At 72.7% G+C, this 13,703-nt stretch carries 12 protein-coding genes; 1 reads left to right on the plus strand and 11 read right to left on the minus strand.

From position 1 onward, the window contains the following. Positions 1-29 precede the first annotated feature (29 nt). From lnt to ACIB24_RS18705, 3 genes are all read right to left on the minus strand, one after another. On the minus strand, positions 30-1,679 hold the full coding sequence (gene lnt, locus ACIB24_RS18695; RefSeq protein WP_398283448.1) for an apolipoprotein N-acyltransferase: 1,650 nt from the start codon (positions 1,677-1,679) through the stop codon (positions 30-32). 666 nt (positions 1,680-2,345) lie between these two features. Then, entirely contained in the window at positions 2,346-3,896 is a 1,551-nt protein-coding gene (locus tag ACIB24_RS18700) for an amidohydrolase (protein ID WP_398283450.1), read from the minus strand. Positions 3,897-3,951: 55 nt separating this feature from the next. Next, a complete protein-coding gene (locus ACIB24_RS18705; protein WP_398283452.1) occupies positions 3,952-4,392 on the minus strand; it encodes an Lrp/AsnC family transcriptional regulator in 441 nt (146 codons plus the stop codon). A 110-nt stretch (positions 4,393-4,502) separates the two neighbouring features. On the opposite strand from ACIB24_RS18705, the gene ACIB24_RS18710 reads away from it, so the two are divergent. Continuing rightward, positions 4,503-5,420, plus strand: a complete 918-nt coding sequence (locus ACIB24_RS18710; protein ID WP_398283626.1) for a 5'-3' exonuclease — start codon at positions 4,503-4,505, stop codon at positions 5,418-5,420. A 12-nt stretch (positions 5,421-5,432) separates the two neighbouring features. Here ACIB24_RS18710 and ACIB24_RS18715 read toward each other — a convergent pair whose 3' ends face one another. The 8 genes from ACIB24_RS18715 to ACIB24_RS18750 all read right to left on the minus strand — a co-directional run bounded on the left by ACIB24_RS18715 (position 5,433) and on the right by ACIB24_RS18750 (position 13,688). Next, positions 5,433-8,204, minus strand: a complete 2,772-nt coding sequence (locus ACIB24_RS18715; RefSeq protein WP_398283454.1) for a DEAD/DEAH box helicase — start codon at positions 8,202-8,204, stop codon at positions 5,433-5,435. A 38-nt stretch (positions 8,205-8,242) separates the two neighbouring features. After that, positions 8,243-9,175 (minus strand): diacylglycerol kinase family protein, encoded by a 933-nt coding sequence (locus tag ACIB24_RS18720; protein WP_398283456.1) that lies wholly within the window; start codon positions 9,173-9,175, stop codon positions 8,243-8,245. A 74-nt stretch (positions 9,176-9,249) separates the two neighbouring features. Then, positions 9,250-10,164 carry a twin-arginine translocase subunit TatC gene (gene tatC, locus ACIB24_RS18725; RefSeq protein WP_398283458.1) on the minus strand — a complete coding sequence of 305 codons (915 nt, stop codon included), beginning with the start codon at positions 10,162-10,164 and terminating at the stop codon, positions 9,250-9,252. 56 nt (positions 10,165-10,220) lie between these two features. Beyond that, complete coding sequence (tatA, locus tag ACIB24_RS18730) at positions 10,221-10,508, minus strand: Sec-independent protein translocase subunit TatA (protein ID WP_398283460.1); 288 nt, start codon at positions 10,506-10,508, stop codon at positions 10,221-10,223. A 107-nt stretch (positions 10,509-10,615) separates the two neighbouring features. Further along, a complete protein-coding gene (locus ACIB24_RS18735) occupies positions 10,616-10,888 on the minus strand; it encodes a hypothetical protein (protein ID WP_398283462.1) in 273 nt (90 codons plus the stop codon). Positions 10,889-10,991: 103 nt separating this feature from the next. Beyond that, positions 10,992-11,354: a hypothetical protein gene (locus ACIB24_RS18740; protein ID WP_398283464.1), complete on the minus strand. Its 363-nt coding sequence runs from the start codon at positions 11,352-11,354 to the stop codon at positions 10,992-10,994. Between the two features lie 266 nt (positions 11,355-11,620). Then, on the minus strand, positions 11,621-12,628 hold the full coding sequence (locus ACIB24_RS18745) for a helix-turn-helix transcriptional regulator (protein WP_398283466.1): 1,008 nt from the start codon (positions 12,626-12,628) through the stop codon (positions 11,621-11,623). Positions 12,629-12,638: 10 nt separating this feature from the next. Beyond that, the gene (locus ACIB24_RS18750; RefSeq protein WP_398283468.1) at positions 12,639-13,688 is read right to left on the minus strand and encodes a helix-turn-helix transcriptional regulator; all 1,050 of its coding nucleotides are present in this window, start codon (positions 13,686-13,688) and stop codon (positions 12,639-12,641) included. Positions 13,689-13,703 lie beyond the last annotated feature (15 nt).

Raw genomic sequence — 13,703 nt, forward strand, 5'->3', positions numbered from 1 at the left:
ACGGTGCACTTCCCGTGCCCCGGGAAAACCTACACACCGGCGGTCCTCGCGCCGACCCGGCCCTCGCCGTCCCGCTCGGGGGCCGCGGACCCGACCGCGGACCCGGCCGACGCCCCCGTGCGCCCGGTCCGCCAGGCGCCGGCCAGCAACAGTAGGGCGACCCCGGCGAAGAGCACCTCGGGCAGCGCCCCCAACCGCGTGGCGAGCGTCTGAGAGTGCCGCAGCGGGACCTGGGCCTGCAAGACGCTTCGGGTGAAATGGCCTGAGCGCTGGACGATCCGGCCGTCCGGTTCGATGATCGCGCTGACCCCGACGGTCGAGACGTGCACGACGGCCCGACCCGACTCGATCGCCCGCAGCTTCGACATGGCCAGCTGCTGGACGCTCTCGTCCGTGTACCCGAACGTCGCGTTGTTGGTCTGGACGACGAGCAGTTGGGCGCCCTGGGCGACGGTGTCGCGCACCAGGCCGTCGTAGGCGACCTCGAAGCAGATCACGTCACCGATCCGGGCCGGGCCGAGCTGGAGGACCCCGGACTTCTTCCCGGCGACGAAGTCGGCCCGGACCAGGTCGACCTTGTCGCTGAAGTGCCGGAAGAACGAGCGGTAAGGGATGTACTCGCCGAACGGCACCGGGTGCTGCTTCAGGTACGAGGCGCCCGGGCCGGACGACGTCCACACGATCCCGGCGTTGCTGAGCGTGCCGTCGTCGTTCTGCAGGACCGCACCGACCAGGGTCGGGACGCCGATCTCGGTCACCGCGTCGTGGATCACTGCGGCCGCGTCGGGGTTGCGGTACGGGTCGATGTCACTGGAGTTCTCGGGCCACAGCACGATGTCGGGGCGGGCCGCCTTGCCCTGGGCGACCTCCTCGGCCAGGTGCGCGGTCGTCTTCGCGTGGTTGTCCAGGACGGCGCGACGCTCGGCGTTGAACTCCAACCCGGCCTCGGGGACGTTCCCCTGGATCGCCGCCACGTTCACCGTGCCGTCGGCGTCGGTGGCCGTGGGCTGGCCGGACGTCGGCAACGGGACGAGGTAGCCGGCCGCACCGAGCGCCGCCCCGAGCACCACCAGGCCGGCCGCGGGCACGAGGCGGGCCCCCAGGGAGCTGTTCTGGGCCCGGGCCACGTCGACGACCGCCAGGGCGAGGAGCGCTCCGGTCGCCGCGACGGCCCAGGTGACCAGTGGCATCCCGCCGAGCGCGGCCAGCGGCGCGTACGGCGAGTAGGCCTGCGAGGCGGCCAGCCGGCCCCACGGGAAACCGCCGAAGGGCACACTCCCCCGGAGACTCTCCTGCAGCACCCAGAGGCCACCGGTGGACAGGCAGAGCAGCGGGGCGCGGGTGCGCAGCGTGGCCCCCAACCGCCACGCCAGCGGGAACAGTGCGGCCATCGGAACCAGGTAGAGCGCCTCGACGGTCGCCAGGGCGAACCACGGCAGCTTGCCGACGTAGACGCCGCTCCACTTCACGTGGGGCACGAAGAAGGCGAGCCCGAAGAGCAGGCCGCACAGCGCCGCCGTCCGGGCCCGGGCGTCCTTCGTCGCGAGCGTCAGGCCGGCCACGGCCACGGGGGCCAACGGCCACCACCCGAGCGAGGGGAAGGCGGCGGCGAGCAGGGCGCCGGAGGCGACGGAGAGGGCGAGCCGTCCGAGCCATAGCCGTGTGCCGTCTGCGCCCATCGGCGAAGCGTACGACAGCGAGATGGGGCCGCGGACCCGGCCGAGACCCGACCGGGACCCGACCGAGACCTGACAGGGACCCGACCGGGCCCGCCCAACCCTTCGGACCACCGTCCGACGCACAGGCTGCACGCCGCACGGTGTTGTCTACTGAGCCGGCGGGCCCGGTCAGAGTCCCTGGCCGGTGGCCCCCCAATGCGTCGCCACCACCCCCACGGCTCTGGCCGCAGCGGAAACGTTAGCCACCCCGCGCGCGGCACCTCAAGTGACCTCCGACCTGCGGCGTTTCACGTCTTCGCAGGTCAGACGGGACCCTTCCGAGGGACAGCCGCGCTCGTCCGAACGGCGGGTTATCGATGCACCTACGGCGCGTCGGCGCGACAGGTTCGGAGCGAAACGGGCAAGCCGTCCGCGCCGCCGACGGCCCACAAACGCACCAAGGGGCATCGGGCTGTGGAGCCGACCGTCAGGGTGTGGTGGCTGAGAAACCAAACCGAAGCGGGCATCGGGCTGTGGAGCCGACCGTCAGGGTGTGGCGGCTGAGAAACCAAACCGAAGCGGGCATCGGATCGGCGACCGTCAGGGTGTCGCCGAGCCGATGCCCGCGCCCCCCGGCGGTCCACGTGTGCCCCGTCACGAGCCTGTGACCTGGACCACACGATTTGGCTACTGAATAGTAACCTCGGCGCGCACCGCTGTAAAGACTCCCGGAACCGGCATGTCGCCCTCACCGTCGGACGTCAGCAACTCCTCCAGATCGGACTGCGGGCGCCGCCCGATCACGCCCGTCACCGAGAACTCCTCGGGCATCTCCCAGGCCACGAGGTCGGCCGGGGCCCCGACCCGCGGGACCAGCCCGACGCCCGGCGTGACATGTGCCCGCAGGGCGTCGCCGAGCGCGATCCGGTGCTCCTCGGTGCCGTGGCGCACGGCGGCCCGCACCGTCTGCCAGGGCGCGAACGGCGTCACCGGACTGTCCGACCCGAAGAGCACCCGCACCCCGGCCCGAACCATCGACGCGAACGGGTTCAGCCCGGCCGCCCGCTCGGGGCCCAACCGCTGCGCGTACATCCCCTCCGGACCGCCCCAGCGCTCGTCGAACCCGGGCTGGACGCTGGCGGCCAGCCCGAGGCGGGCCATGGTCTGTACGCCGCGCTCGTCGATCGCCTCGACGTGCTCCACGCGGTGCCCGGCGTTGCGGATCGAACGCTCCCCCGTGATCGCGGCAGCGGCCTCGAACCCGGCCAGCACGCACGCGACCGCGTCGTCGCCGATCGCGTGGAACCCGGCCTGCAAGCCGGCCAGGGTGCAGGCCACGACGTGGTCGCGGACCTGCTCCTCGGACAGGTAGCGGTGACCGCGGTGCCCGGGGGCGTCGGCGTAGTCGGAGATCAGCGCCGCGGTCCGCGACCCGAGGGAACCGTCGGCCATCAGGTCACCGGCCAGCCCGGCCACCGGCCCGAGGCGGGCCACCAGGTCCTGGGCTTGCAGGACCGACGTGACCGCCTCGCCGTGATAGCCGACGACCCGGGGCAACCCACCCCCGGTCAGCGACATGGCCCCGCGCAGGTCCTCCTCGGGGGCCACGTGCGGCGCCGACATCTCGTGCACCTCGGTGATCCCGGCGGCGGCCGCCGCCCGCAGGGCGAGGATCTGCAGCCGGCGCCGCTCGTCGGCGCCGATCGAGTAGCGGGTCAGTCGCCGGACGACGTGGTGCGCGTCGCGCTCGACCCGCCCGGTGTCGTCCCAGCCGTCCTGAACGGGGGCCCCGGCGCGCTCGGCGAGCGCACTCGAGACGACGGCCGAGTGGACGTCGACTCGGGCCAGGTAGACCTCTCCCCCGTCGGCGGCGCGGTCGAGCTCCGCGCGGGACGGCGGGCGCTCCTCCGTCAGCCGCAGCTCGTCCCAGCCGTGTCCGAGCACGGTCCGGCCCCTCCCCGAGCGCGCGGCGGCCGCGACGGCGTCCAGGATCTCGGTCACCGACCGCGCCCCGGTCAGGTCGAGACCCTCCATCAGGAGCGCGGTCTCGGTCAGGTGGACGTGCGCGTCGACGAAGGCGGGCAGGAGCAGGCGCCCGGCGACGTCGACCGCCGGCAGATCCTCGACGGCGACCGGTTCGCTGTCGGCCGGGCCGATCCAGGCGACCGTCCCGCCGTCCACGACGAGGGAGGCCAGCCGCCCGTCGAGCAGGCGGGCGTTGCGCAGCAGCTGTGTCACACCGGCGTTTGTCTCACACCTGGGTTCACACCGGCAAGCGTCACCCCGGCTCGCGTCATACCGGCAGGGACCGCGCCTCGAAGGACGTGCTGAGGACGATGGTGGTGCGGGTGGTCACCCCGACGTCGGAGCGGATCCGTCCGAGCAGGAGTTCCAGTGCCGCCGTGTCCCGGGCGCGCAGCTTGATCAGGTAGCTCTCGTCGCCGGCCACCGAGTAGCAGGCCTCGACCTGCTCGAACTCGGCCAGCAGCTTCGGCAGGCCGTCGTGCGCGGCCGGGTTGAGCGGGCTGACCGCGACGAACGCGGTCAGCGGCAGGCCGAGGCTGCCGGGGTCCACGTCCGCGTGGTAGCCGCGGATCACCCCGCGTTGCTCCAGCCGGCGCACGCGCTGGTGGACCGCCGAGGTCGACAGGCCGGTCTGGCGGCCGAGGTCGGTGAAACTCATGCGGCCGTCGGCGGCCAGCAGCCGCAAGATCTGACGGTCGAGGTCCTCCACGCGCGAAGGTTATCCGCGCGTTTGCTACCAACCAGTAGCCGAATTCGTTACCCACGTCACGTCTGCGACATCCCCCGTGGGGCTGGCAGGATCGCCGCGTGCCCGGACTGATGCTGCTCGACTCGGCCTCGCTGTACTTCCGCTCGTTCTACGGCGTGAAGGGTGAGGTGGTCTCCCCGCAGGGGGAGCCGGTGAATGCGGTCCGCGGCTTCCTCGACACGATCGCGTACCTGGTCTCGACCCGGCGCCCGGCCCGGTTGGTCTGCTGCTGGGACGAGGACTGGCGCCCGGCGTTCCGGGTCGCGGCGATCCCGTCGTACAAGGCGCACCGGGCCACGTTCCCCGGCGGTGACGTCGAGCTGGTGCCGGACGAGCTGGCCCCACAGATCCCGGTCATCGTGGAGGCGCTGGAGCTGCTCGGCCTGTGCCGGACGGGCGCCGCCGGGTACGAGGCGGACGACGTGATCGGCACCCTGGTCGCGCAGGAGGTGACGGCGGGGCGCTCGCCCGTGGAGGTGGTCACCGGCGACCGGGACATGTTCCAGGTGGTGGACGACGCCGCGGGCGTCACCGTCGTCTACGTGGGCAAGGGGGTGCGCAACGCCGAGGTCGTCGACCAGGCGTGGCTGCGGGCGAAGTACGGGGTGCCCGACGGCCGCGGCTACGCGGACCTGGCCGTGCTGCGCGGCGACCCGAGCGACGGGCTGCCCGGCGTGGCGGGCATCGGCGAGAAGACCGGGGCCGGGCTGCTGTCCCGGTTCGGGGACCTCGACGGGCTGCTGGCCGCGGTGGCCGACCCGGCGACGGACCTCTCCCCGGCCCAGCGCCGCAAGCTGGTCGAGGCCGCCGACTACCTGGCCGTGGCGCCCGCGGTGGTACGCGTGGCGCCGGACGCTCCGGTCGAGGCGACCCTGGACGACGACACGCTGCCCGACACCCCGCCGGACCACACGGCGCTGGTCGCGTTCGCCGAGCGCTGGGGCCTGAACAGCTCCGTCACCCGGGTCGTGCAGGCCCTGGGCCGCTGACCCACAACCGCGTCAGACGAGGGATGAGTAGGCGATGACCCCGCGGCGCACCGCGTCGACGGCCTGCTCGGCGGTCCGGCGTAGCGGCGACTTCGGGTCGGCGGCCAGGGACAGCTGACCGAGCAGGTCGACGACCTGCTTGCCCCAACGGACGAAGTCACCGGCCGCGAGATCGGCGTCGCGCAGCACGTGCTCGAGGGACTGGCCGCTCGCCCAGCGGTGGATCGCCCAGGCCAGCCCGGCGTCGGGCTCGGGCGTCACGTCGAGCCGGTGGGCCCGTTCCTGGTCGTCGAGCTGCGACCAGATCCGGTCCATCTCCTGCAACGCGCCGCGCGGCGCTCCGGCCGGGACCCGGGGCGTGAAACCCCGATCGTCGCGGCGGGATTCGTACACGACCGCGCTGACGACGGCGGCCAGCCCGGCGGCGTCCAGCCCGTCCCAGACGCCGGTGCGCAGGCATTCGGCGATCAGCAGGTCGGACTCCGAGTACAGCCGGCGCAGCCGGGCCCCGGCGGGGGTCACCGTGTCCCCGGCCAGGTAACCGCGTTCGGTCAGCACGTCGCAGACCCGGTCGAACACCCGGGCGATCGTGTTGGTGCGGCCCTCGATCCGGGAGACGAGCGAGTCGGTCTCGCGGCGCAGCTTCCACCAGCGTTCGGCCCACCGGGCGTGGTTCTCCCGGTCGGCGCAGCCGTGGCAGGGATGCGACCGCAGCTGCCGCCGGAGGCGGTTCAGCTCCTCGTCGTCGGCGGCGTTGGACCGTCGCTTGCCCCGGGGCCCGTGGCTGCCGGTGCGCGCGACCCCCGCGTCGTCGTCCGCGAACGCCCCCAGCGCCGCGCGCAGCGCGGAGGCCAGGTCCCGGCGGGCGGCCGGGTCGCGGCCGGTGAAGTTCTTCGGCACGGTCACCTTGCCCGCGGCGGCCACCGGCACCGGGACGTCCATCAGGGACAGCCGGCGCACCTGCCGGCCGATGGTGAGCACCGTCGTCCGCGGGCCGTCCGGACCGTTCGATACTCCCGGGTCGATCACCACGGCCCAGCCCGGACGACGCCCGCCCGGCACCCGGATGATGTCGCCGCGGCGCAGCTTCTCCAGCGACTCGATCACCTCGGCGCGCTGGTCCCGCCCGGCCGAGCGGGACAGCGCCGTCTCGCGTTCGCCGATCCGGCGGCGCAGGGCGGCGTACTCGCGGAAGTCGCCGAGGTGGCAGGTCATGGCCTGCGCGTACCCCTCGAGGGCCTCCTCCTGCTTGCGGGCCTGCTTGGCCAGCCCGACGACGCCCCGGTCGGCCTGGAACTGCGCGAACGACGTCTCGAGGATCTCCCGGGCCCGGGCCCGGCCGAACTGTCCGACCAGGTTGACGGCCATGTTGTAGGTGGGCCGGAAGCTGGAGCGCAGGGGGTAGGTACGGGTCGAGGCCAGCCCGCCCACGGCCTCGGGGTCGAGGCCCGGCTGCCAGAGGACGACGGCGTGCCCCTCGACGTCGATGCCGCGCCGCCCGGCCCGGCCGGTCAGCTGCGTGTACTCCCCCGGCGTGATGTCGGCGTGGGTCTCGCCGTTCCACTTGACCAGCTTCTCCAGGACGACGCTGCGAGCGGGCATGTTGATGCCGAGAGCCAGGGTCTCCGTGGCGAACACGACCTTCACGAGGCCGCGGGAGAACAGCTCCTCGACGACCTCCTTGAAGGCCGGCAGCAGGCCCGCATGGTGCGCCGCAATGCCCCGGCTGAGCGCCTCGACCCACTCCCAGTAGCCGAGGACCGTCAGGTCCTCCTCCGGGATCTCGGCGCACCGGGCGTCGACCAGGCGGCGGATCTCCTCCTGCTCCTCGGGCGTCGTCAGCCGCAGGCCGGAGTACAGGCACTGGGCGACCGCCGCGTCGCAGCCGGCCCGACTGAAGACGAACTCGATCATCGGCAGGAGCCCGGCCGCGTCGAGCGTCAGCACGGTGTCGGCGCGGCTGGCGGTCGGCGGCCGGCCCCGGCGCGGGCGGTCGGCCCCGCCGCGGCCTCGCGGGTGCCGCCGTCCCGGGCCGCCGCGCGAGGCCATCCGGTCGCGTTGGGTCGCCTCGCGGGCCAGCCGGACGAGTGCGGGGTTCACGTCCTCGTCGGCGAACAGGTCGTACAGCGTGCGCCCGACCATGACGTGCTGCCACAACGGGACGGGCCGCTCCTCCGAGACGACGATCGCGGTGTTGCCGCGCACCGTGTCGAGCCAGGCGCCGAACTCCTCGGCGTTGCTGACGGTCGCCGACAGCGAGACCAGGAGGACGTCGTCCGGCAGGTGGATGATGACCTCCTCCCAGACCGCACCGCGGAACCGGTCGGCGAGGTAGTGCACCTCGTCCATCACCACGTAGCCCAGCCCGGCCAGCGCGGGTGAGCTCGCGTAGAGCATGTTGCGCAGCACCTCGGTCGTCATCACCACGATCGGCGCGTCGCCGTTGACGCTGTTGTCCCCGGTCAGCAGGCCGACGTTCTCGGCGCCGTGCGCCTTGGCCAGGTCGGCGTACTTCTGGTTCGACAACGCCTTGATCGGCGTGGTGTAGAAGGCTTTTCGACCCGTGCTCAGGGCGAGGTGGACGGCGAACTCGCCGACCACCGTCTTGCCCGAGCCGGTGGGGGCGGCGACCAGGACGCCGCGGCCGGCCTCGAGGGCCTCGCAGGCCTCGAGTTGGAAGGCGTCGAGCTCGAACTCGTACCCGGTCCGGAACGCGCCGAGCGCCGTGTCCGCCGAGCGACGCGAAGCCGCATAGCGCTCGGCCGGGGAGGGTTCGCCGCTCACCCCCTCACGCTACCCGCCGGGTGTGACGGGTGCGCGCTTCACGCCAGGACGGTCACCGCGCCCGGGTGGGTGATGCAGGTCAGGGGCAGTTCGGCGATCCGCTCGCCGTCGGCGTAGGCCACGATCTTGCGCCCGCGCACCGGTTCCACGTCCAGGCGCACACGCCGGGCCCGGTGGACGACGACGCGCGGGTCGCGCACGTGGCTGCCGGAGTAGACCCGGGGGAAGATCCGCAGGAACGTCGGGACCGGCACCTCCCGGACCAGCACGACCTCGGTCAGCCCGTCGTCCATGGAGGCGTCCGGGCAGACCCGCATCCCGCCGCCGTAGCTCGGCCCGTTGCCGAGGGCCACGAGCATCGCCTTCTCGACCGCCGCCGCCTCGTCGTCCAGGGTGACGGTGTACGTCCGGGCCGAGAACCGGGGCAGTTCGGCGAGCATGGCCAGCACGTACTTGGCGCGCCCCCGCGGCCGGTTCCAGCCGTTGGCCCGCTCGTTCACCACGGCGTCGAACCCGGCGGCCAGGACTCCGGCGAACCACCGCGGCGCGCCGTCCCCGGCGGTCTCCTCCGGTCGCACCTCCACGGCGTCGATGCGCCGCCCACCGGTGGCCAGCTTCTCCAGCAGGACGGTGGCGGCGGCCTGCGGGTCACGCACCGGCAGGCCGAGGGTGCGGGCGATGTCGTTGCCGGTGCCCGCCGCCACGATCCCGAGGGGGACGTCGGTCCCGACCACGGCGGCCACCCCGAGGTGCACCATGCCGTCCCCGCCGACGACCACCAGGGCGTCGACGTCCTCGTGGTCGAGCGACGCCGCGATGCGGGCGGCGAGGTCGGCGGCGCTCGTCCCCTCCAGCCGTTGCACGCTCGCGCCGAGGGTGCTCAGCGCGGCCACCGCCGCGTCACCGAGCGCGGCCCCGCGGCCCTGCCCGGACGTCGGGTTGACCGCCACCGCGATCCGAGAAGCGTTCAACGCAGGCTCATTTCCCGTGCGGCGCTCGCCGTCGAGCGCGGAGGTGAGTCGAGCGGAGGTGGGTCGAGCGGAGGTCAGGTCGCGTCGTCGTCCACGCGGGGGTCGAAGCCCGAGTCGTCGTCCGGCGTGAATCTCTCGCCGGAGCCAGGCTCGAAGTCGCTCCTCGCCAACGGGGAGGACTCCTCGTCCCCGAGGTCGAAGATCTCGTGGTCGGCCATCGCCCGCCGCCGGCGCCGGTCGTTGAGCAGTCCGATCCCGGCCGCCGCCAGGTACAGTCCGATCATCGGCAGCGCGAGCGCGAGCATGCCTCCCGGGTCCGGCGACGGCGACACGATGGCGGCGAAGAGGAACACCAGGAAGACCGAGATCCGCCAGTGCTTGATCATCACGGCACCCGGCAGGACGCCGACGAAGTTCAGGGCGACCAGGAACAACGGCACGACGAACGCCAGACCGAAGGCCAGCATCAGCCGGGTGACGAAGGCGAAGTACGACTGGGCGTCGAGGTAGTTGGTGCCGCCTTCGGGGGTGAACTCGGTCAGCAGGATGACCGCCCGGGGCAACCAGATCCAGCCCAGGTAGATGCCACTGCAGAAGAGCAGTGCGCCGGTGAACGTGAACCCGAGACCGTAGCGCTTCTCGCGCTTGGTCAGGCCGGGCACCACGAATGCCCACATCTGGTACAGCCAGACGGGGCTGGCCACGATCAGGCCCAGGTAGAAGGCGAGTTTGATCTTGAGGTTCAGGAATCCGAGGACGTCACCCGAGTTGATCGAGGTGCTGTTGTTGCCCCGCTCCTTGGCGATCTCTTTGAGCGGCTCGATCAGGTAGTTGAGCACCTGGTCCCCGAGATACCAGCCGAGCACCGCGCCGAGCGTGATCGCCAGCAGGCTGATGGTCAGCCGGCGGCGCAACTCCTGCAGGTGGGCGCGCAGGGGCATCCGCCCCTCGGGGTTCTTCGGTTTGCGGCGCGGCACGGTCACGGCCATACGTCTGCGGCTTCCGGGCCGGTCGGGTCAGGGCCTGTCAGGGCTGCGGCCGGGGTTCAGGCGTCGCGGTGCGCGTCGGCCTGCTCCGGGCGGGTGGCCGAGGTGGCTGAGTGGTCGGTGTTGTCGGTGTTGTTCACGACGCGGCCTTCGACCGGTGCATCCGTGTTGGCGGGCTTCTTGCCGGCCGAGGGGTTGTCGTCCTTCATCTGCTGCATCTCGGACTTGAAGATGCGCAGGGAACGACCCAGGCTGCGAGAGGCGTCGGGCAACCGGCGGCTGCCGAAGAGCACGATCACGACGATCGCGACGATCAGCAGGTGCGACGGCTCACGAAGGAAGCCCATGGTTTCGTTCCTCTCGGTCTACCGGGCGGACGCCAGGCGCCGTAGCCCGCTGCCGACCCGGTCGGGTCCCGGCCATCGTACGACCTTCTGCACGAAGCGGAAGTCGCTCAGGCCCGCTTGTCACCCTGTGAACGACGGCGGGCCAGGAATCGCTCCTGGCGCAGCTTGCTCGGGCTCTCGAACACGGCGGGCTCGGCCTGGCGTTCGGCCAGCTCCTGCAGCTGGTCGTTCAGCAGGGTCAACCGCTCCCCCGCCTCGCCCAGCGCGGTGAGCAGCGCGGTGGCCTTGCGCCACAGCGACCGGCCGATCAGGAAGAACAGCACGGCCGTCGCGGCGAGCAGGACGAGCCACACCGTCACCCAGATCGCGACCTCGAGCATCCCCCGAGGCTACCCGCCGAAAACAAGATCACCGCATCGACGTCGTTCCGCCGGGTTGGACCCGCCGGAACGCCGCGATTGCGGTGATCTTGGAAAGTCGTGCTCAGGCAGCGGTCTCGGGCGTGGAGGTCCGCGGCCGCGCGCTGGTGGTGGCCGCAGCCGCCGCCAGCATGTCCGCCTGCTCCAGCCAGAGCGCGAAGTCGAGCACGTCGTCGTAGTTCAGCGCTGCGCCGTCGTGCTCCTCCAGAGCCTCGGCCGGCACGTTCCACGGTTCCGCCACCACTCCGCCGGAGATCAGCAGGGCCACGACGTCCCGGCCCGCAGGCTTGCGGACCTCCTCGTGGCACGCGGTGCAGACGAACGCGTAGTACGACCACGTCTTCACCGAGCAGACGACGAGTCGCACCTGCTGCGGGGTCAGTTCCACATCACCGCAACTTGGGCACGACGCCTTAATCGTCGTCATCGCCGATCCACCTCCATGCAGAGCCACCATTCACCGTCGACCAGTTCATCGGCCGCGCTCAGTGACTCCTTAAGCACCGACGGTAGCCCCTAGGCCGTCATAGTGACATCGGCTTTCGAACCTTGCCCCTCACCTGCAGCGGCGTGTCGCCCCGACCGGCGGCCAAGATCGTGCGAACGGTCGCCGCGGGGTCGGGCAGCCGGACGAGAGACGTGGATTTTGCTCCCGCTATAGGCGTTTTCGCGCTACACCGGCGTCAGGTGGCGTCAGTAACTGGCCAGCGCCTCGCGGGCCGCCTGGGCGGTACCCGTGACCAGCTCCGGGGGCGAGACGACCCGCCCGGCACCCCCGAGCCGCAGCACCAGCCGCGGCACGAACGCCCGCGTCGCCACGCGCAGCGTGATCCGCAGGCCACCGTCGGCCAACTCCTCCGTGCTCTCCACCGGGTAGTACTCGGCCACCCAGCGACCGCGCGGGTCCACCTCCAGGGTCACCTGCAGGTCGTCCGGGGAGGCTGTGAAGAGGGCCGCGTCGTCCTCCCGCGACTTGGCCTGCGGCGGCGGCGTCCCGTCGACGTCCAGCAGCTGCGCCGAGGCGACCCGGTCGACCCGGAACAGCCGCACGGCCTCGGCCCGGTGACACCACGCCTCCAGGTACCAGCGGCCGTCAACGCTGAGCACCCGCATCAGGTCGACGTCCCGTTCGGTCACCTCGTCCCGGTTCGGGACGACGTAGCGCAGGTGCAGCCGCCGGCGGGCGGCCAGCGCCTCGCGGGCGGTGCGCAGCACCCCCTCCTCCGCTCCGCCCGACAGGTCGACGGCGAGCCGGGCGGCGGCCGGGGCGGCGTCCTGCGCGGCCGCCGTCAGCTTCGCCAGGGCCGACTCCACCGCGGAAAGCTGCGTGGAACCGTCCGTTTCACGTGATTCATCACCCGAGGTGACCGCCGCGTCACCGGCCAGCCCGGGCACGTCGGCGAGCGTCCGCAACCCGGCGATCAGGGCCACCGCCTCGTCCGGCTCCAGCCGCAGCGGCCGGGCGATCGGGTCCGCGTTGCCCAGGTAGACCTGGCCGGAGTCCCACTCGGCCTCGATCAGGTCGTCCGGCATGTGGCCCGGGGTCCCGCACACGAAGAGCAGCTCCAGGTCCTTGACCAGCTGCTCCTCGCTGATCCCGAACCGCTGCGCGGCCTCGGCCAGCTCCACGCCCTGCCGGTTCACCAGCCAGGGCACCATGGCCAGCAGCCGGGAGAGGCGTTGAGTCGCGGCGACGGTCACCTGATCATCCTCACGGGACCACCAACTCCTCGCCGGGCCCGGATGCTTCCCCGGGCAGCTCCCCCGTGAGGTCCACCGCCGTGTCGGGCGCCCCGGCCTGCACGTCGAGCGCCGCCCGCAGCCGGCGCACCACGCCGTCCCGCACGTCCGCCGGGGCCAGCGCGACGACGTCCGGGCCGTACCCGGCCAACTCGTCGGCGAGGCTGCCGACGTCCCCCACCCGCACGTCCACCTCGTCCCAGCCGTCCGCGACAGCACTGCGCACGCCCAGCGCCCGGCGCCGCAGCCCGGCACCGTGGCCCACGCGGACCCGGACGGTCGCCGTCCGCTCGTCCTGGGCCCGCTGGCCGCCGAGCAGGAGCCGCGGATCGAGGTCGTGTTCGTCGGGCACCGTGTACGAGCCGGGCCGGCCGGTGCGCCGGACCTTCCCCTCCACCCGCGACAGCCGGAACACCCGCGAATCGTCCCGGTCGAGGTCGAACCCGATCAGGTACCAGCGGCCACCGCGGCTGGCCACCATCCACGGCTGGACGTGCCGCAGCGAGGCCTCCCCCGACGGCTTCCGGTAGGTGAACTCGACCGGCTGCCGGTCGCGGGTGGCGGCGTAGAGCGGCTCGAAGGCCGGCTCGGCCGTGCGCACGCGCGGTTCGAGCCCGGCCGGCGCCACGTCCTCGGTCTCGACGCCCATCGAGGTCAGCTTCACCAGGGCGCGGGCGGCCGGCCCGGCCAGGGACGCCTGCTGCCAGACCCGGCTGGCCAGGCCGACGACGGCCAGTTCCTCCCGGGTCAGGTGCACGGGCGGCAGCGCGTAGGCCTCGCGGTCGATGCGGTAGCCGACCTCGTCCTCGAAGGCGGAGGACGAGGCGCCGGTCACGACGGGGATGCCGAGCTCGCGCAGGTCTTCCTTGTCGCGCTCGAACATCCGGTCGAAGGCCTCGGCCGACTCGCAGTCGGCGTACTGGGGCACCGCGGCGCGGATCTGCTCCTTGGTCAGCCAGCGCCGGGTCGCGAGCAGGCAGATGACCAGGTTCAGCAGGCGTTCGGTTCGACGCGCGGACATCGGGGCCACGCTATC

This window comes from Spongisporangium articulatum (assembly GCF_044465595.1).
Lineage (GTDB): Bacteria > Actinomycetota > Actinomycetes > Actinomycetales > Kineosporiaceae > Spongisporangium > Spongisporangium articulatum.